Annotated in this window: 18 protein-coding genes; 13 read left to right on the top strand and 5 right to left on the bottom strand. The window is 34.9% G+C overall.

Features of this window, described 5'->3' with window-relative positions; translation table 11 throughout:
• Positions 1 to 220: 220 nt before the first annotated feature.
• The 7 genes from ABS917_RS16505 to ABS917_RS16535 all read left to right on the top strand — a co-directional run bounded on the left by ABS917_RS16505 (position 221) and on the right by ABS917_RS16535 (position 9,153).
• Positions 221 to 3,001: a Z1 domain-containing protein gene (locus ABS917_RS16505; protein WP_350480033.1), complete on the top strand. Its 2,781-nt coding sequence runs from the start codon at positions 221 to 223 to the stop codon at positions 2,999 to 3,001.
• Positions 3,002 to 3,006: 5 nt separating this feature from the next.
• Complete coding sequence (locus ABS917_RS16510; protein ID WP_350480034.1) at positions 3,007 to 4,986, top strand: hypothetical protein; 1,980 nt, start codon at positions 3,007 to 3,009, stop codon at positions 4,984 to 4,986.
• Between the two features lie 15 nt (positions 4,987 to 5,001).
• Positions 5,002 to 5,958 (top strand): hypothetical protein, encoded by a 957-nt coding sequence (locus tag ABS917_RS16515; protein ID WP_350480035.1) that lies wholly within the window; start codon positions 5,002 to 5,004, stop codon positions 5,956 to 5,958.
• Positions 5,951 to 6,655 carry a DUF6339 family protein gene (locus tag ABS917_RS16520; protein ID WP_350480036.1) on the top strand — a complete coding sequence of 235 codons (705 nt, stop codon included), beginning with the start codon at positions 5,951 to 5,953 and terminating at the stop codon, positions 6,653 to 6,655. The genes ABS917_RS16515 and ABS917_RS16520 overlap by 8 nt, the downstream gene beginning before the upstream one ends.
• Entirely contained in the window at positions 6,652 to 7,635 is a 984-nt protein-coding gene (locus ABS917_RS16525) for a phospholipase D family protein (RefSeq protein ID WP_350480037.1), read from the top strand. The genes ABS917_RS16520 and ABS917_RS16525 overlap by 4 nt, the downstream gene beginning before the upstream one ends.
• A 28-nt stretch (positions 7,636 to 7,663) precedes the next feature.
• Positions 7,664 to 8,938 (top strand): DNA (cytosine-5-)-methyltransferase, encoded by a 1,275-nt coding sequence (dcm, locus tag ABS917_RS16530; protein WP_350480038.1) that lies wholly within the window; start codon positions 7,664 to 7,666, stop codon positions 8,936 to 8,938.
• Positions 8,939 to 9,015: 77 nt separating this feature from the next.
• On the top strand, positions 9,016 to 9,153 hold the full coding sequence (locus ABS917_RS16535) for a hypothetical protein (RefSeq protein WP_350480039.1): 138 nt from the start codon (positions 9,016 to 9,018) through the stop codon (positions 9,151 to 9,153).
• Between the two features lie 159 nt (positions 9,154 to 9,312).
• Here ABS917_RS16535 and ABS917_RS16540 read toward each other — a convergent pair whose 3' ends face one another.
• Genes ABS917_RS16540 through ABS917_RS16550 form a run of 3 tightly spaced genes read right to left on the bottom strand, consistent with a single transcriptional unit; the run spans position 9,313 to position 11,775 of the window.
• Positions 9,313 to 9,792 (bottom strand): hypothetical protein, encoded by a 480-nt coding sequence (locus ABS917_RS16540; protein ID WP_350480040.1) that lies wholly within the window; start codon positions 9,790 to 9,792, stop codon positions 9,313 to 9,315.
• On the bottom strand, positions 9,785 to 11,050 hold the full coding sequence (locus ABS917_RS16545; protein ID WP_350480041.1) for a replicative DNA helicase: 1,266 nt from the start codon (positions 11,048 to 11,050) through the stop codon (positions 9,785 to 9,787). Before ABS917_RS16545 ends, ABS917_RS16540 begins: the two co-directional genes overlap by 8 nt.
• The gene (locus tag ABS917_RS16550; protein WP_350480042.1) at positions 11,047 to 11,775 is read right to left on the bottom strand and encodes a conserved phage C-terminal domain-containing protein; all 729 of its coding nucleotides are present in this window, start codon (positions 11,773 to 11,775) and stop codon (positions 11,047 to 11,049) included. The genes ABS917_RS16545 and ABS917_RS16550 overlap by 4 nt, the downstream gene beginning before the upstream one ends.
• A 633-nt stretch (positions 11,776 to 12,408) precedes the next feature.
• Here ABS917_RS16550 and ABS917_RS16555 point away from each other — a divergent pair.
• The 3 genes from ABS917_RS16555 to ABS917_RS16565 all read left to right on the top strand — a co-directional run bounded on the left by ABS917_RS16555 (position 12,409) and on the right by ABS917_RS16565 (position 15,264).
• Complete coding sequence (locus ABS917_RS16555) at positions 12,409 to 13,008, top strand: hypothetical protein (RefSeq protein ID WP_350480043.1); 600 nt, start codon at positions 12,409 to 12,411, stop codon at positions 13,006 to 13,008.
• 221 nt (positions 13,009 to 13,229) lie between these two features.
• Positions 13,230 to 14,189, top strand: coding sequence for a nucleoside hydrolase (locus tag ABS917_RS16560; RefSeq protein ID WP_350480044.1), 960 nt, complete (start codon positions 13,230 to 13,232; stop codon positions 14,187 to 14,189).
• Positions 14,190 to 14,508: 319 nt separating this feature from the next.
• The gene (locus tag ABS917_RS16565) at positions 14,509 to 15,264 is read left to right on the top strand and encodes an IclR family transcriptional regulator (RefSeq protein ID WP_350480045.1); all 756 of its coding nucleotides are present in this window, start codon (positions 14,509 to 14,511) and stop codon (positions 15,262 to 15,264) included.
• 88 nt (positions 15,265 to 15,352) lie between these two features.
• On the opposite strand, the gene ABS917_RS16570 is transcribed toward ABS917_RS16565, so the two are convergent.
• Together ABS917_RS16570 and pxpB are read right to left on the bottom strand one after the other, a co-directional pair.
• Positions 15,353 to 16,348, bottom strand: a complete 996-nt coding sequence (locus ABS917_RS16570) for a 5-oxoprolinase subunit C family protein (protein WP_350480046.1) — start codon at positions 16,346 to 16,348, stop codon at positions 15,353 to 15,355.
• Positions 16,345 to 17,079 (bottom strand): 5-oxoprolinase subunit PxpB, encoded by a 735-nt coding sequence (gene pxpB, locus ABS917_RS16575; protein WP_350480050.1) that lies wholly within the window; start codon positions 17,077 to 17,079, stop codon positions 16,345 to 16,347. Before pxpB ends, ABS917_RS16570 begins: the two co-directional genes overlap by 4 nt.
• A 269-nt stretch (positions 17,080 to 17,348) precedes the next feature.
• Between pxpB and ABS917_RS16580 the strand changes: the two genes are divergently transcribed.
• The 3 genes from ABS917_RS16580 to ABS917_RS16590 form a co-directional block, all read left to right on the top strand.
• The gene (locus tag ABS917_RS16580) at positions 17,349 to 18,119 is read left to right on the top strand and encodes a LamB/YcsF family protein (RefSeq protein WP_350480047.1); all 771 of its coding nucleotides are present in this window, start codon (positions 17,349 to 17,351) and stop codon (positions 18,117 to 18,119) included.
• Position 18,120: 1 nt separating this feature from the next.
• The gene (locus tag ABS917_RS16585; protein WP_350480048.1) at positions 18,121 to 19,359 is read left to right on the top strand and encodes an NRAMP family divalent metal transporter; all 1,239 of its coding nucleotides are present in this window, start codon (positions 18,121 to 18,123) and stop codon (positions 19,357 to 19,359) included.
• Between the two features lie 32 nt (positions 19,360 to 19,391).
• Positions 19,392 to 19,870 (top strand): D-glutamate cyclase family protein (locus tag ABS917_RS16590; protein ID WP_350480049.1); only part of this gene is annotated, 479 nt, incomplete at its 3' end.

Genomic DNA, 19,870 nt, shown 5'->3' on the forward strand with positions numbered 1-19,870 from the left:
AAACTATAGTATCTCTATATTCTACAGAAAAGATGTAAGAATGCTTTTAATAAACTGTTAAATTAATGACATTTAATACTGATTGTGGAAAGATATATAATACTTTGGTATTATATATCTATATAATTTTTAGTCAATGAATTTTATTCTAAGTTATTAAAGACATATTTGTTGAGACTTTAATTTATATTGAAAAATTTAATTATAGGAAGGTGAAATAATGAACCTTTACGATACAAGATATCATTCAATTAAAAATTTAATTGAAACTAAATTTGAAGATTTAAAAGATTGGAATAAAGTAAGGGAAATTGAATTTCTTTCATTTGGAACTTTTGAAGAAAAATTAGATATCATTTCTCAAATGTATAATTTGGGTTATGAAAAAATTACTAGTGAAATATGGAATAAATTAATTGACTTAATAGAGGAGAAAGAAAGAGAACGAAAAATTACAAAGTTGGGGGATAATATTAAAAATGATGCAAAAATACCACAAGATAAAAATTCCTCTTGGCAACAATACAAGAAGAAATTAATCAAACAAAAATGGTCAATGGAATCTATTGAAAGCATTGAAGAATCCTCATATGGAATTCTCCGAAATTTATCTATGGATACAGAGGAAGATGGTCCTGTTAAAGGGTTAGTAATCGGTAACGTCCAATCTGGTAAAACAGCCAACATGGCTGGATTAATGGCATTAGCTGCAGATAATGGATTTAACTATTTTATTATTTTATCAGGAGTTATTGAAAATCTACGTATTCAAACATCTGAGCGTCTATTTAATGATATGAAATCTGATGGGAATGGTAATCTTCATTGGAATCAGATTCATAACCCTACAGTACGTTCTGCGGCACCAGAGCATAATATAAGTAAATTTAATTTAGGGAAAAATCATCTTGATCGATATTTTACAGTTTGCTTGAAAAATAGCAAAAGACTTGAAGCATTGATAAAATGGCTTGAATCAGACGAAAATAAGGCGAAACAGTTAAAGATATTAGTTATAGATGATGAAGCCGATCAAGCAAGTATCAATACTAAAAAAATTGAAGAAGAGGATTATACACAGATAAATAAGTTAATCCGAAAACTTGTAAATTCTAAGAAATTTAGAGGAATGAACTATATCGCGTATACAGCTACACCCTATGCGAATGTTTTAAATGAAACAAGCGAAGACTCTTTATATCCAAAAGACTTTATTGAATTATTAGAGCCTTCAGATGATTATATTGGTCCTAAACAAATCTTTGGTACTGAAGTACCTGAAGCATGTCCTGCCGTTGATATTGTTAGAAGTATTTCAGATGAAGATGCTAAAAAAGTAGTAGCAATTCAAGAGGGTGAATTAAATGATGTTCTTCCAGAAAGCTTTAAAAAGTCAATTCATTGGTTCATTATTTGTGTGGCTGCAATGCGAGCAATTGATTATAGGAAGCCTATAACAATGTTAGTTCATACGAGCTTTAAAATTGCTTCTCATAATATTATTGCTTCAAAGATTGAAGATTACTTATTATATTTTAAAAATAATTACACTGGAATTCTTCAGGAACTTAAAAAGCTTTATGAAATAGAGAGCATGGATTTTAAACGTTCATTTTTTTTAGAAGCCTTACCAGATTATTCATCTAAAGAAAGTGTACCTCATTATCCGAGTTGGGAATTAATAGAAAAATACATTGAGCGTCTAGTATGGCTATCGGATGATGAATATGTTTCACATATTAATTTAGGCGATGGGGGAGAACCTGTCTACCATAAAGGTTTCCACTTAACAATTGATAATAGCCGAGCAAAAGCGACAAATCAGATTGTTCGTCTTGTTTATCCAAAGAAAAATCAAATGCCTAGTACAGCACCAGCATTTATCGTTGTAGGGGGTAACACACTATCACGTGGTTTAACTTTAGAAGGGTTAACAACTACATATTTTTTACGCACTACAAATCAAGCTGACACATTAATGCAAATGGCACGTTGGTTTGGTTATCGTAAAGGATATGAAATTTTCCCCCGAATTTGGATGGATCGCCTAGCCTTACAAAGGTATCAATTTTTATCACAAATGAATGAAGAATTGCGTGAGGAAATAGGTGTATATGCCGAGCAAGGATTGACGCCAAAGCAATATGCTCCTAGAATTAAAAATTCGGCAAATTACCAATTAATTCGTATAACATCTGGAAACAAAATGCAATCAGCCTCACCGAAAGAATATGATTTTGCTGGTTTTAACTCGCAAACAGTCTATTTTGAAAATGATGAAGAAAAACTGCAACATAATTTAAATATTACAGGACAATTTTTAAATTCCTTAGAAACGCCCGATATTAATAAAAATCATATGATATGGAGAAATGTAGACCCACAAGCAGTAATCGAATTTTTAGAATCATATAAAGTGTGTCCACTAGATATTAAAATGTCTAGCCTGCCTTCATTATTAGGGTGGGTAAATAAAAATGGGGCTAACATGGATGGTTGGAGTGTAGTATTTCCAACAAAGGGATTAGATGAATCGTTAGTACAAAGTGAATGGAAAATTCATGGTTATTATCCAATTGCTAACGAACGTTCGAAATTGAAAATACGTAGTACTGAACAAATCTCAAATATTGGTGCACTGAGAACACCAGCTGATTTACTGGCTGATTTAGAAGCTGACGTATCTCCAAACTCTAGTAAGATGGCTGAAATAATTAAATTAAGAGAAGTACATGGTTATGGTAATGTACCACAATTAATTATTTATAAAATTGATAAAGGCGAAATGACAGAGGAAGCATTTATCGAAAAAAATATAAATAAGGATGGGAAGCCTACTAAATTAAATAGGCAACCATTGAACTTTCCCAAAGATATTATTGGGATAAATGTCATGATTCCAGGACTGACGAAAAAAGGTGACTTTGCAACATATATTTCAGCTACTGTGAACATACCTGAAGAAGACTCAATTGACGAGGAACAATTTATAGAGGAGTAATAATTATGCTACAAATTAAACATGCACCAAATGATGTTCAAAGTATGGCCCAAGATGGTGCAGCCATTTTACGCTCATTACAAAATAAAAGTTTGCCAATAATTGATTTAATGGTTCGTGAATCACTTCAAAATAGTTTAGATGCGACAATAGATGGCGTGGAATCAACAAATGTACAATTTATAATAGGTGAATTCAACTCATCAAATTTTGCTAAAAATTTGGAGGAAGTAAATGAAAAATTAGAGATGATGTATCCAAACATTCAAAATTTTATAGCTATAAGTGATAAAAATACTTACGGTTTGGAAGGAGATTATTTAACTGAGGATCGTGAACTATTAGATCAAAGTAATTTCCAAAAGTTGGTGTTTGGTATCGGTAAAAATCAAGAAAAAGATGGAGCTGGGGGGAGTTGGGGGTTAGGTAAAACAAGCTATTTTCGATTAGGTGCGGGTATTGTTCTTTATTATACAAGAATTAAAACTGCAAAAGGTTATGAAGAACGTTTAATTGCTGCATTAATTGAAAACCCAAAAGATAAAGAACGGTTACTTTCTAATAATGAACGGGGTATTGCTTGGTGGGGTAAATATAATTCAAATTCAAATAAGATTCTTCCTATTGTTGACGCAAATGAAATCGAAGAAATGCTTTCTATATTTAATATAAATCGATATCAAGATAGTGAAACAGGGACAACGATTATTATTCCATATATTAAACATAATGAAACCAATAATTTGGATGAAATTCGAGTACCATGGCGCAATAATTTAGAAGATGAAGTAAATATGGCAGTGCAAAGGTGGTATTTTCCACGAATTATGAATAAATCATATGCATCTGTTCATGAAAATTCCTATTTAGATGTTAGAGTTAATAATATTTATATCTATCCAGAACTAAATTTAGAGCCAGTTTTTAAAATTTATCAAGATATTTATACATCAGCATTATTAGGTAAAAGTATAAAAAAAGGTATAGTTGTCAAACCAATTACGCTTGGGAAGAATGCTCTAGCTAACCAAAAAGATCCTATTGGATACATCGCATTTAAAGAAGTTTCAAAAGAAGAAATAAAAATGACCCCACCTGAAAATAAAGCACCGGGCTTAGTTTATCTAGGGGTAATGGATACAATGAAAATAAAAAATCATAATTCTAAAGTTATTGCATATTGTCGTAAACCGGGAATGGTTGTTGAATATACTGTTGATTCTGCTTGGAGTCCCTCTGAACAAATACAAGATAGTGATAATTTATTGCTAGGGTTCTTTGTACCAGTGTCAAAAGCTAAGCTAGATAAGAGTCAGCCAAATATCCATTATAAAGATGTTGAACAGTATTTAAGAGCTACAGAACAGTCTGATCATGCAAATTGGAAAGATGAAGATAAAGTAACAATAGTTTCAAGAATTCAAAAATATTGTGCCCAAGCAATTAAAGAACATTATCAAATTGACAATGGCAATGAAGTAACTACCGCAACTTCTGCACTTTCAAGAAAATTTGGTTCATTACTAATGCCTCCAATAAATTTCGGGAAAAGTTCAAAACGAGATAAACCAAATACCCCAAACGGAGGTAAAAATAAAAATGTAAATCGCAATTCAGATATTACAATTATTGATTCTGAGTTTTTAGATACGAATAAAGTGAGTGTATCAATTCGCTTGTTTTTAAAAGGGAATATTTCCAGTGAAGTATATTTACAGGTTTTATCACAAGAAAAGAAAATTGATATTACTAATTGGAATAAATCGATGGAAGGTCTAATTGATTTTCCTTTTGAAATTGAAAGTATTCATTTAGATTCAAATAATCATATTGAGATACAGAAAGTAGAAGGAGATAAATCGAAGATTATATTGACTGTAAATGATTCTGTGGAAAATATTGAAGTAACAGGAACTATTACTTTAAATATTAAATCAAGTGATTATATACCAAATATTGCAGTAAAAACTTTACAGGCAGAGTAAGTGAGGATTAAATAGATGATTCAATCAACAAATCAAGTTTCACTATATAAAAAATTTGATGTGAAGCTCCTTGAACTATCGGGATTAGAAATTTCTAATCCTATTATTAGCTATGAGAATTCTGAAGGGGAAAAAATTATTGAAATCAATTCTGAAACTCCATACGAAATTAACATAAATGAATTCGATACAGATTGGGCACCAAATGATTTTAATTTGAAAATTACTCAAAAATTTATAGTTAAAAACCCAAACGTTTTATTCGGTGTAAATGGTGTTACAATGGTAGGAAATGAAATTGGATTTGCAGTACATTTATATTCGAAAAGCTCTAGTTTCCAAAAAAATGTTTCATTTGGTGTTATTAAAGACTGTAATGAAACAGTTGAATTATTATTTGAACATACTTTCCCTAAAAATTCAATTCGCGGTAGAGTTAGCTTAGATTTTTATTTATACTTGAAATCGATTGTGAACCCTTATCCATATCATGCTTCAAAAGTAGGGATGCGTTTATCAAAGGATAATTTATTAAATTTAACAGTTTTGGTTGATGGAGAAGGCTCAATTTTCCCTATTTCTGAATTCAAAGATCCTAAAGGTCCTTTGTGGAAACTAGATAAAAACTGGGTTGAACCTAGTATCGATTCATTTGATGTAGCCAATGTTAATTTGAGTTTAAACATAGCTCATCCATTATTTTCTCAAGTGAAGGCAGGTAAAACAAAAGTAGCTAGGGCAATGATGTCAGATATTATGATTCAAGCAATGGCTTTAATTATTCAGCAAGTAATAATAATTGAAAATTTTGATGCTGAGCAAGATGATCAAGCCACACCTGATAGTATATTAACAGCGGTTCGGTACTGGGTTTCAACTTTTGAAATTGATACTTCATCTTTGTTTTCTATTAGTAATTCCTTAAGAGCAAATCTAGAAAACAATTTAAATGGAGGAGAGAGCAGTGATTAATTGGCACAATTTACGCTATGAATTTGGTGCTGCAGAAAGAGATTTTTTAAAGTTGCAAGTACTTACAACATCAATGGAACCAATAAGTATTAGAGAAGAATTTAAGGATTTACGTGTAAGGTTGATAGCAGCTCGTGATGAAGTATTTGAGAAACATAACTTAGATAGTTCAGAGAAATTAGGTTATACATTTGATTTATCTTTCGGTTTAAAAGTATATGATATATTAAATGAACAAATTGGATTTACCAACCGTATTGCGTCAAATGATGACATTTGGAGATATTTATCAATTTGTATAGTTCCTGATATTGTTCATTCAAGATGGTCATTAAATGAAGAGCGTTATTACAAATCATCACGAAGAATTTGGTTAAAGACAATTTGGTGGTATATACATCTTTCTTGGAGAACAAATAGTTTTATAACCTATGATATATTATCATCTAATACAACCGATACAATTCAACAGTTAGTAGAGCGCCCAGGGATAGGTTACCATACTGAGCTCTACAGAGAAATTATGTTACAATATAATCTTTACGGAAATTCTTCTAGAGACTTATTTCGTAGGGTGCTAATATTGAATACGGCAAGACTTATAACTATTTCTCCTGAGTTGGTTGAAGACGGAGTAGAAGGGTATGTAAACGATTTGTTTGAAAAAGCCAAAGTATTAGGGACTGTGAAAACATGATAATAAGTTCCCAATTGTATAGTAAAGTAATTGAAAAGAATGCTTTATATAATAAAAGGTTAAAAGTATTAAGTGGATATGCTTCAGCGGGTTTTTTAGAACGAGTTGTAACTCAATTTCCTTACCTAGAAGTTGAATTGTATATAGGTATGGCTAAACAAGGGATTACATTTAAAGATCATTTGAAGTTTACAGATCTATGTAGAAATAATCCTTTAATAAAAGTATATTACCAAATATATGAACCGAATAATCATATGAAAATTTATCAATTTGAAAATAGTACAGAAACATTAAAATTTATAGGTTCTGCTAATTTTTCCGAAAATGGTTTTATAAAACAAAGAGAGATTTTAGTGGGTGTATTGGATAATTTTCAATATATTTTTGATGAACAACTTGAAGTATCCTTGTCTTGTATTGACGAGAATATTTTGGACTATATACCGTTAACTCTTGAAGAGGAAATAGAAAAAAGTGAATCCGAAAAAGGTGATATTCGCCATAACTCAATTACAACTTACAAGATTGGAAATAACCCCCCATCAGATTTTATTAAAAATAAGTCATTCTTGAAAACTAAAATTGATCCAACTATGTATGAAAAGTTTGATGTGTTAATCGTGCAACCTGCAGAGAATAATCCTCGTTGGGCATCTAGTACAATTAATGCAAGATTCATTAATAGAGAAAGCTATATTAGACAAAATAATACTTGGAATTTCCAAAATGTTTTCCCTAGTGACAAAGAATTTAAAATATATTTTGAATCTAAGTGTATTACATGTTATTTAAATGGGGCATTTGGCGCTTATTTATACTTTAAAGACTTTGATTTATATGAGTACCTATATACTAAATTATCACTGGAAGAGGAAAGAGCTATTAGTTTCGAAGATTTAGCTATTAATAGCATTGAAAGGTTGTATTTCATTAGAATAAATGAAACAACATATATAATGAGCTTTGAAAAAAATTAAATTATTTTTAGGAGGTTGATTAGGCTCAATGTTAAGTATTATAGAAACATTTAGTGGCATTGGTAGCCAGGTGCAAGCTCTTAAGAATTTACAAATCGAACATTCAGTAAAAGCTATTGTAGAGTGGGAGATTGGGGCAATGTATGCCTATGATATTATGCACAATGGTCCACAAGATTTAACACCATATAGGCATCATACGAAGGATTCTTTAATAAAGCAATTAGAAAAATACAATTTATCAGTAGATGGAAAAGAACCCATTACCTTGAGAGCATTGGTAGCGATGCCAGTAATTCAATTAAAGTCTATTTTATGTGCTATTGATCGTACAAATAACTTAGTTGATATTACAACAGTAAAGGCTAAAGATTTGCCCCAAGCCGATATATTAACATATTCATTTCCTTGCCAAGATTTGTCTGTCAGTGGACATTGGCATAATAATCAAGGGGGAATTGACCGAGATGCTAATAACCGTTCAATGTTACTTTGGGAGATTGAACGTATTTTAAAAGAATATAAAGATAACGAAAAAGAGCTTCCACGTTTTTTATTGATGGAAAATGTTAGTAATATTTTATCTAGTAAACATATTCACAATTTTAATGAGTGGACAAATTTCCTTAAAGACTTAGGTTATGTAAATAAAGTATATACCTTAGATGCAAGGAACTTTGGTGTTCCACAATCAAGAATACGTACTTATTTGATTAGTGTTTTGGCCTCCAATGTAAAAGAAGCGGAAGACATTGAAAATTATTTTGTTATTAATGATTTAGAAAGAAGAGTATTACCTGAAAATAAGGTTAATCCATTAAAAAAATACTTGAAAGTAGATTATAAAATTAGCAAATATAGAAATGAAGCAATTGAAAGTACACCAACATACACTGTGTCAAGAAAAAAAATTTTTGAAAATAATAAATTATTAGCTGTAGATAATTTAGTATATGAGCATGAATTTGCTAGAACTATTACTACAAAGCAAGATCGCCATCCTAATTCTGGGATTATAGGATACAATAATATAGTGCTAACACCGACTAATACAAAATACCGAAATTTAACTCCTCGTGAATGTTTTTTATTAATGGGTTTTGATGAAAAGCAGTTTGATTTACTAATGGAGTATAACATAAATATTGGGAATAAAGGGAAAATTCTCTCTAACTCTAAGCTAATTAGATTAGCAGGTAACAGTATTGTTGTTCAAGTGCTTGAAAGTATTTTTGAACAGATTAATGATATAAATAATATTTTCTTTCACTCTAAAGAGGAAAAAAGGAAAGTATTAATTTAATTTTAAGCGGCACCTAATTGTATGTCATTTTAACAATTAGGTGCTTTTTTATTTAGATTTTTAGGGGAGTAAAGATTGTGCAGAGAATTTGGTACAGTAGCGAAGCAAGGCAAGCTTTACGCAAAGTTGGGATAATAAGATGGGTAACTTGTTGTGTAGCACCAGTAGCGAAGGGTGTAAGTAGTATGCTTGATCCGAATGTTATAATAACGTAAATAATAATTGAAACCATACGGATTATTATTACTTATAAAAAGTAATAGATAATCCGTTTTTATTAGTAATTATTGGTGTCGTGCATTTGAAATGTATTATGTCCTGGTATAGCCCCTTTCGTTAAAGGACTATTTAAGTTAAGATTACACATCATCTCCTTATACCCCAACTCTATTTTCATCATTCTCTACAACAACCTCTCCAATATAATAAGGAAATTCCTTAACTCGTTCCTTCAACATAAACAGATAGATTTCCTCATTTGTTTCGCTATGTAGGATACTCGTGTATTTATGTTGATTATAAATGCTGTGCCATTTTGTAGGTTTGGAGCCATAAATATTGGAGTGCAGTATTTGTGCATCGTATGGTGTTCTTGCAAAATATAGGGCATACTTAGTATCTGAAATATTTGTTGCATAAAGTTTAATCCGATTGATGCCGAGCACATCACGCTCGTTCATTGCGTTGATTTCAGCGATTTCTTCATCAGTAAAAGGTACATCGTAAATTCGCTTTGGGTCATCTTCCTTTTGTAGATAGCCTTTCTTTAAAGCAAGATAGATCCAGTAGGCACCGAAGTTTTCTTCGTGTTTTATCATCTCTAATAATAGATTATAGACGCTTACTTTAGGCATTCACTTCGCTCCTTGTCCAAATATGTCCTGTTTTTTTGTTATAGATGGCTTTTGCTGTATCAGTCGGACCATTGCGGTTTTTCGCAACGATGAATTCCAATAAATCAGGGGAATCGGTCTTTTCTGTTTCATAATACGAGTTGCGATACAGTAAAATAATGACGTCCGCATCTTGTTCAATAGAACCGGAATCACGTAAATCACTCATTACTGGTCGCTTATTGCTGCGCGTTTCAACATTGCGATTGAGCTGTGACAGGCAAATGACCGGACAGTTGAACTCTTTAGCCATTTGCTTTAAGGCACGGCTGATTTTGCTCATTGCCGTCGCCGGATAATCGTGGTCGCCATCCGTCTGAATAATTTGTAAGTAATCGATTAATATTACAGGTGTCTTGTTTGGATTATGCCGGATAATACGGCGAGCCTGACTTCGAATTTGGGGCATTGTTAAACTACTACGGTCATCTAAATGGATATACGACTTATTGACTTTATCAAGTACATGCAGCCAATTATTTTTCTGGTCTTCCGAAAAATATTCTTTCGGGTTGCGCATCTTAAGTCGAGAATATTGACCTGTCGTTGCAATAAGCCTGTCCAGTAAAATGGTTTTACTCATTTCCAACGAAAAGATGATCGGTAAATGTCCTTGCCAGCCAGCTTGTAGGGCGATATTGTTCATGACATCGGTTTTCCCCATTGAAGGACGGGCTGCGATAATCGTCAATTCTCCTGGTCGAAATCCATCGATTATGGAAGCAAGATCCTGAATGTGGGGGACGATGAGCCCTGGAGTCTCGACATCTTCCCAAGGGCGGTTATGCATCGTGACCAAATCTTGTGTGATGGATGTATCAACCTGATTACCTTCTAGCTGTGTATGATCAAGCCGCTCGATAATTTGAGGAATCGCCCAATCACCTTCAGCAGCCTGAAATAATATTTGGGCTTTTTGTCGTTCACGCCAGATTTCTCGTAACAGTCGGGCATAATCATCAAATTTCTCCGTATCTGCAAACATCATGAGCTCCGTAACGTAGGATAGGCCGATTGTTTTCATCTGTTCAAATCGTGCGCTGAGCGTCAGGTAATCGACCGGGTGTCCTTCTGTTACGAGCTGCTGCATGAGCATAAAAAGCTGTCGGTGGTGTCGTCCGTAGAACATTTCCGGCTTCAGCTGACTATCCATAATCAAATAGTTTTCCTCAAGCATTGTTGCTAAAATGCTCTGCTCTAAAAATTCCTTTTTGATCAATAGCAATCACCTTCATCAAAATCGAGTATGACAGGTTCAAAATCAAGATTATTTTCCTGCTGTCTTGTAAGGGCATCGTTTAAATAGCTTTCGAAATTCCCTGGTCGGAATAATGTAATCGGTCTTAAATATTTATTCATCTGCGGATCATTTTTCCAGTTTCTCACCTGTTCATCAATGACTAAGTAGCAATCTTCTGCTGTATAGCCTTCCTTTAAAATTGCTTTGATCAGTCGGATCGTTGTCTTTGAATGTTCGTTAAAGTTCTTTTTGGCTTTTTCATTTAAGTAGTGAATGATGTTGGCAATCTCATTACTTTGGCCAGTGTTTGATTTCGTATTCTTCTCAGATAAGTTTTCTTCTTCAGGAAACAGTTCCTCCTGTGTATAAACTTCTGATTGAACGATCTGATCAATTTTTCCATAATCGATTCGGTACCATTTTGAACGGTCTGTCTTGAAACTGTTAAATTTATTTGAAGAAATAATAATTTGATAGCGTTCCAATTTCATTACGAGTCTTTTAATTTTTCTAATATTCCATTGTGGGCATTGCTTAGCCCACCCTTGATAAGTTTGGCGATACCAGATGTGTCCCTCTTTCTCCACACCACGTGTTTCTAATCGATAATACAGTTGCTGAAGGAATAGCGCTTCCTCAATTCCGATACGTACCGCCAAATCTTGTGATAAAAATAACTGTCTGCCGTCCACTAATAATTTCATGCTTCAACCTCCAATTCTTGAATATTGTCTTGCCCTATATATGTCATCCAAAGACAAAAAAAGGGACAAGCTAATTGGAAATAATTTTTCGAGAGAAAAAATAATTAAAAGCCATAAAGAAAAAATCCACCTAGTTGCGTGTTAACGCAACAATATATATATTTTTAAATTATTTAAAAGATATAAGATCTTTTTGAGCGACCTTTTACGGTTTCATGTGGAGAGGCCTTTAGTGGTTTATTCTAGAAAGGAATGGAACCGGCTGTTGGAAGGGTAGTTATTTTCCCGTAAACTTAGGAATTTAAAATGGGTTGTTAAGTATTGGGGAAATAGAATATAGATATTTCAAAATAATAATGGGTATTGAATAATGTATAAATTTTTATTAGGGTAAAATACTTTTAATGTTAACAAGGAGTAAGAAAGTTTTGAAGGTGTCCAATTCTATGAAATCATATAGTAAATAAATTTCCAAATCGTGTATAATTGGAGGGGTATAGTTCTTTTTTATGATTAGTATGCGTGAGAGTTTAATAGTACTAGGTACTCATGCAATTTATATTTTAAAGTTTAAGGATGAATGGTTATTTGATAAAGTCTTGTGAAGAAGATATAGCTAAAGAGGGGAACTACATGGCAAAAATACCTTTAAATCAAGTTGTAGGTGGAATTAAAAAAACAGCTCAGATAATTAAAGAGAATGAAGAAACATTTAAGAAAGCTGCTATAATTATTCCATTAATACCACATGTTAAAGATGTAGCTAATTCAGCGATAAATGTAATTAAAAATCAAAATGAAAAACGAATCGAAAAAAAGAAAAATAAAGGCAAAATACCGTTTAGGGAAATTAAATATTTAGAATATAACTCTCGAATCTTGCCGAATTTAGATTCTTATAGTTATATCGAACTCAAAAGCTATATTAACGAAATAAGAAGTTTGATAGAACAAATAGAACGAGAAGAAAGCGAAAAAAAATTGAAAGCAAAGTTAGGTGAAAAAAAGCTTAATGAGTGGGGAACCATATTAACAACCATTGAAAATAAGCTAACTAATAGAAGCTATGAAGAGTTTTTGAGAATTCATTATTCTAATAATAACGATTCAAAATTTTTTGAAGAAAAAATTATTATCTCTTTCAAGGAAATCCAAAATAAAGAGGAACTGATTGAATTTATTCAACGCTTCACTAAAAAAGATGTATCGGAAATATCAATAGATTTTTATTAAGTAGAATATATTAATATTGCTAATTTAAACTTAACGAATTAACTAAAGATTGTTAATTTCGTTGAGTTTATTTTTTATATCATGCGTCGTAGCTTAAGCGATTAGACTAACTCCAGTCATTATAGGTTTCTGAACAAACATATATCGGAAAGCTTTTATTCATTTTATTTTTGTCTATAATGAAAATGAGACTATAAATAAAAGAATTAGGTGAATTCAGCATGATAAGACGACCACTAATTATTGACACAGATCCAGGCATTGATGATGCAATGATGCTAACCGTAGCATTTGCTAATAAGGATATTTTTGATATTCGTTTAGTAACCACTGCATCTGGAAATATTTCGCAAAGTAAGGCGAATTACAATGCACATGCATTTTTAAATTATATTAGAGAAGACGTTACGATTGCACGAGGGCTTGAGCAGCCGATGTTCCGTAAGCTTGAAGTAGCAGAGGAGATTCACGGTGCATTTGGATTTGGAAAAGTAGAGTTTCCGAAAGTGGAGGTACCGACAAATGTCCTTCCAGCAGTTGCAGCTATGCGTGAAACGATTTTAGCGAGTGAGGAGAAGGTAACGATTGTTGCGACAGGTCCTTTAACAAATGTCGGTGCATTATTACTCGCTCACCCAGAAGTAAAGGATAACATTGAAACGATTTCATGGATGGGTGGGGCAGCTCAAGGTGGCAATAAAACAGCCGTTGCCGAATTTAACGCCTTTGTAGATCCGCATGCCGCTCAAATTGTGATGCAATCAGGCGTACCGATGAGCATGTGCGGGTTAGATGTGACGCACAAAGCATTTGTCACACAAACTGAGGCTGAAAAAATTCTAGACATCGGTACAGAATTTGCACAAAAGGCTTATGATCTTGTGACGTACTATTTGGACGTAGCGAAACCAACACCTTTTAGTGAGCCGCATTACGCCGATGTGCTCCGCTTCCATGATGTTTCTGCCATCATGTATTTACTGCATCCTGAGTTTTTCAAAGGAACAGACTACTACGTAGAAATGTCGACAGAGGGTATTACAGCAGGTGCGACCGTCGTAGATTTACACAATTCAACAGGCCATAAACCAAACGTGCATGTATTGCATGATGTGGATCGCGAAGCATTTGTTAACGTATTTATGGATGCCGTCCGGACAATTTCTGATCGATTATCATAAGAGGAGCACAAACGGAAACAGAATCAAACATGGCAATTAAGGCTGATTGAGAATTTTCAATCGGCTTTTTTGATGGGTAAAAAAATACCTAGTCGAATGAAAACCAGGTCTGGTCAACCGATTACGTACGAAAGGATAGTCACAGAAAACTGTTCCATTAGTAAATCTGTTCTTTATTTAATGCGCACCTACTATAGGTTCCGTTTTATCTTCCAATCTTGGTATAATAATTATATTAAGTAAGGAAGTGTATTCAACGGATTCCAATAGGGAGTTTTATACATATAGAAATAGAATGGGAAGGAGCAGACGACAATTAATGAACAACAAAAATAAAACGGTTGTCCGTTCGATGGATATATTGAATTTATTTATAGAGAATACGGAATTAACCTTTCAAGAAATTATTAATCTATCGGGGATTCCGAAATCTTCGGTCTATCGAATGCTCAGGTCATTAGAGGAAATGGAGTTCTTGGAAAAGGGAAGCGATTCGAAATACCGGCTTGGACTTTTGTTTCTCAAATTCGGTCAGCTGGTTTTAGGCAGGATTGATTTACGTAAGGTTGCTTATCCGTTTATGCATGAATTACATAATGATGTGAAGGAAGCCATTAACTTAATTGTTAAAGATGGAGATGAAGCGATCTATATTGAGAAAATAGACACAAAACAAAAGGTGCGTTTGTATACTTCGATCGGCAGGAAAAGTCCGCTTTATGCCGGTGCCTGTTCAAGGGCAATCTTGTCCTTTTTACCTGATTCCGAAATAGAGACATATCTCGAATCGATCAATCCAAAATCATTTGCAAACGGGACAATTACTGAAAAAGATAAAATTTATGAAACGATTAAACAAGCGAGAATCGATGGCTATACAATCAGTCATTCTGAATTGGAAAACCATACAGCTGCCATTGCTGCCCCGATTTTTAATCACAATGGAGAAGTTATTGCGGGAATAAGTATTGCAGGAATCGAAGCGAATTATCAGGATGAAAACATTGAGATCTATGCAAAGAAGGTAAAAAAAGTTGCTGAGGATATTTCAATGCAATTAGGCTATCGCAAATAACATAAACGAGGCGGTCTCTGCATCAATTGGATGGGAGACCGCCTCGTTTTGCTTCTAAATACACTTATGTATCGATTTTTATATACTCTTATTGATGAAGTGCTTTAAACTGAATGCCCATTGCTAATTTACGCAGCAACTGCTCTTGTTTGATCAATTCTAATTCTGCTTGTTCAAGGGAAAACTTCTTGAACTGAATGTTAGAGTTTGGCTGCATCTGTGCTAAACAAGGGAGGTCAACGGAAATGACTTGACCGATTTTTGGATATCCTCCTGTCGTTTGACGGTCTACCATCAGAATAATAGGCTGGCCGTTTGAAGGCACTTGGATCGTACCGTACGTAACTCCTTCAGATAACAATTCAAATTTCTCTGAAAGGTTGAGTGGTTCGCCATCCAACCGATAGCCCATTCGATCCGCTTGTGTCGTTAATTTATAGGGCTTCGAGAAAAATGCTTGTTGGCTTTCAATATCGAAACGCTCGAACTCAGCACCATGTAAAACCCTGATCGTTTGTGTTTTATCGAATGATAGAAACTCTGTATAGTCGACAGACCAATTAAAGTGAGTCGTCATTTTTTCGAGCTGATGTACAAATGCCTGACTGATTGGATTGGAGTCTCCGCTGTCCAATACATCTCCTTTTTGTAATGCTCTGCCTTGAAGTCCTCCAATAGCTGCACGCAAATAAGTGCTTTTACTCCCCATAACTTCCGGGACCACGATTCCGCCAGCAAATGCCACGTAGGCCCTGCACCCATTAATTGCTGACTTGAATTTTAAAACAGAACCTTTACGAATCAGCACAGGTCTCCACATTGGCGCTTTTTCTCCATCAATTGTAGGCTGCAGGTCTCCACCTGTAATGGCAACTAACTCATCCGTGTCAAATTGGAGCGTTGTCCCTAAAAGTGTGATTTCGAGTGCACCTTCGCCTTCGTCATTTCCGACAAGTAAATTTGCAATCCTGAGAGAAATCGAATCCATTGCGCCACTTACGATGACACCAAATTTTTGTGAACCAAACCTCCCTAAATCTTGAATCGTAGTCATTAATCCAGGATGAAGTACTTTAATGCTCATTGTTTCATCTCCTTATAGACAGCATACTCTTCAAGCGTTATCGGTACATAGCGGATTCTATCTCCGGCCTGCAACAGTGTTGGCGGTGAAAGTTCCGGAAGAAACAAATCAAGCGGAGTCCTGCCGATAATTTGCCATCCTCCGGGAGTTTCCAACGGGTAGATGCCTGTTTGTTTACCGGCAATTCCTACAGATCCCGGTGCGATGGCTAGACGCGGTGAATCCTTACGTGGTGTTGCGATTCTTTCATCCATCCCGCCCATAAACGGAAACCCAGGAGCAAAGCCAATCATATAAACTAAATACTCATTTGACGAATGAATTTGAATCACATCTTCAACAGAAAGTCCGTGATAACTTGCGACATATTCCAAATCCGGACCAAACTCTCCTCCGTACAGGACTGGGATTGTGATTAGCCGTTGTTCGGAAGTTTCACTTGTTTCCAATTGATCCAGCAGCGATAAAAGAATTGCACTTACTTTCTTATAAGGACTTGAAGATTCTTTATCCGTGTTAGACAAAAAGACGGCAACAGGATTGTAATAAATGGTCAAGCTATTATAAGACGGCACAGATTCTATCAATCCTGTAAACGGTTCTTTTTCTAATAGATTGGAAAGATTTTTCACTTTTTCATGGACGGCAAGGCTGATTCCATCACCTAACTGTATGACGAGCGCAGAATCCCCTAAGGGCCTTATGTTTGCATTTATTTTCTGATAGGCCATTATATACAGCTCCTCAAGGTTTCGAATTTCGGTATCTATGTTTTTCAAAACGGATATTGCTAACATTATAATTTGTTTTCAAATTTAAAATCAAGTATGTATGTTAAGAATATTGCGTTATTTACAATTTTCGAATAATTTTGCGAATAATATATTCAAGTGAAAATATTTATGCTAGAATTTGTTTTAGTTTTAAAACTAATGTTCCGAATTTCGGGAACAGTGAAAATACTTAAAATAATTTAACGATTATCAATGGGGGGAGAAATATGTTTCAAGTAGATTTGAATTGTGATTTAGGGGAGAGTTTTGGTCGCTATAAACTTGGGGAGCAGGAAGAGATTTTGAAATACGTTACATCTGCAAATATTGCCTGCGGTTTTCATGGCGGAGATCCGAGCGTGATGAGAGAAACCGTGAAGATGGCCATTGCCAATGGTGTCAAAATTGGAGCGCATCCTGGTTTGCCGGATTTGAACGGATTCGGGCGAAGAGAAATGGCGATTACTCCTCAAGAAGGATATGACATGGTCGTCTATCAAATTGGTGCATTGCAAGGATTTTTAATGACATTCAATGAAAAAATGCAGCATGTAAAACCCCACGGTGCTCTGTACAATATGGCTGCAAAGGATCCAAAACTTGCCGAAGCGATTGCACAAGCAGTATATGATGTATCCCCATCATTGATATTATTTGGACTTTCCGGCAGTGAATTGACGAAGGCCGGAGAGAAGATTGGTTTACGAACGGCACATGAGGTTTTTGCTGATCGCACGTATCAGGCAGACGGGTCTTTGACTTCTCGATCACAAAAGAATGCGATGATTACAGATCAAGAGCAATCTGTAGCGCAAATAGTGAAAATGGTGACAAAAGGCGTCGTAGTTTCTGAGCAAAAAACAGAAGTTCCGCTGACAGCAGATACTATTTGTATTCACGGTGATGGTGCACATGCACTAGCCTTTGCAAAATATATAAACGAAACACTGATTAAGAACAATATTACTGTAGATGCAATCTGTAATTTGGAGGTTTAATATGAAAAATCCTAAAACTGACGCGACACAAAAAGATGTCAACGTTACCGGGAAAAAGAAGGTAAGTAGAAGTGTTTTACTTGGAGCTGCCTTTTTAATGGCCACATCATCGATTGGTCCTGGCTTCTTGACACAAACTACTGTATTTACACAGCAATTGGCTGCAAGTTTTGCCTTTGTTATTTTAATTTCATTATTATTAGACATCTTTTCACAAATGAATATTTGGAGAATCATTGCCGTTTCCGGATTGCGTGGACAAGAAATTGCCAACAAGGTGTTACCTGGACTGGGCGTTGTTTTGGCAATACTTATCGTAATTGGCGGTTTGGCATTTAATATCGGGAACGTAGCTGGTGCAGGCTTGGGTCTGAATGCCATGCTTGGCTGGGATCCGATTACAGGAGCTGTTGTCAGTGCGATTTTAGCAATCTTTATATTTGTCGTGAAAGAAGCAGGGAAAGCGATGGATAAATTCGCACAAATTGCAGGGATTGTAATGATCCTCCTCATGCTGTACGTGGCATTTACTACATCACCGCCGGTTGGAGAGGCGATTGTGAATACGTTTAAACCGGAGCAGATCAGTATATTTGCTATTGTTACGCTTGTTGGTGGAACGGTAGGGGGATATATTACGTTTGCGGGCGGACACCGTCTATTAGACGCAGGTATTAAAGGTGTTGAATCTTTGCCGGAAGTTACGAAAAGCTCTGTTACAGGGATTCTTGTTACCGGTGTTATGCGTGTGGCATTATTCTTGGCCGTACTTGGAGTAGTATCAAAAGGACTAGCGATCGATCCAGCGAATCCGCCAGCTTCTGTCTTCCAGTTAGCTGCAGGTGACATTGGTTATCGCATGTTTGGTGTAATTATGTGGGCTGCGGCGGTAACATCTGTTGTAGGTGCTGCATATACGTCGGTTTCATTTATCCGAACGTTTCACCCTCTCATTGAGAAATTCCAAAATTGGGTTATCATTGCGTTTATCGTTCTTTCAACAGTAACGTTTGCTTTTGTTGGAAAGCCGGTAACAATCTTGCTTATTGTAGGCGCATTGAATGCCTTTATTTTGCCAATCGGTTTAGGTACATTATTAATTGCTGCACATAAGAAAAATATTGTTGGTACATATAAACATCCGATATGGTTGACGGTTACGGGCGCTTTTGTCGTGGTAATCATGGGTGTTTTAAGTGTCGTGACTTTGATTGAACAAGTACCATTGGTTTTTAAATAAAGGAATAAGAATACAAATTCGGGAGGGGTTTTATGGTGAACTATGGAATGTTAGAGCCGAAAGAAATAAGAGAGTTGATAAGAAAGCAAGAAATTACTGGACCGACTGCAGGAATGTCAAAAGGTAATACACAAGCGAACTTGGTTATTTTAAAAAAGGAACATGCCTTTGACTTTTTGCTTTTCTGTCAGCGGAATCCGAAGTCATGCCCTTTACTGGATGTGACGGAGCCTGGTTCATATATTCCTGCTATGATTGCCGAAAATGCAGATATCCGCAAAGACATCCCGAAATATCGTATTTACCGAGATGGTGTGTTTACAGAAGAAGTGGCAGATATTACGGAGTACTGGGAAGACGATATGGTCGGCTTCCTGATCGGTTGTAGCTTTACATTTGAAACCCCACTGCTTGAAAGCGGTATTCCGATTAGACATATCGAGGAAAACTGTAATGTTCCGATGTACAAAACGAACATTCTGTGTAATAAAGCAGGCATATTCGAGGGGCC

Origin of the sequence: Solibacillus sp. (genome assembly GCF_040273735.1) — a bacterium.
Lineage (GTDB): Bacteria > Bacillota > Bacilli > Bacillales_A > Planococcaceae > Solibacillus.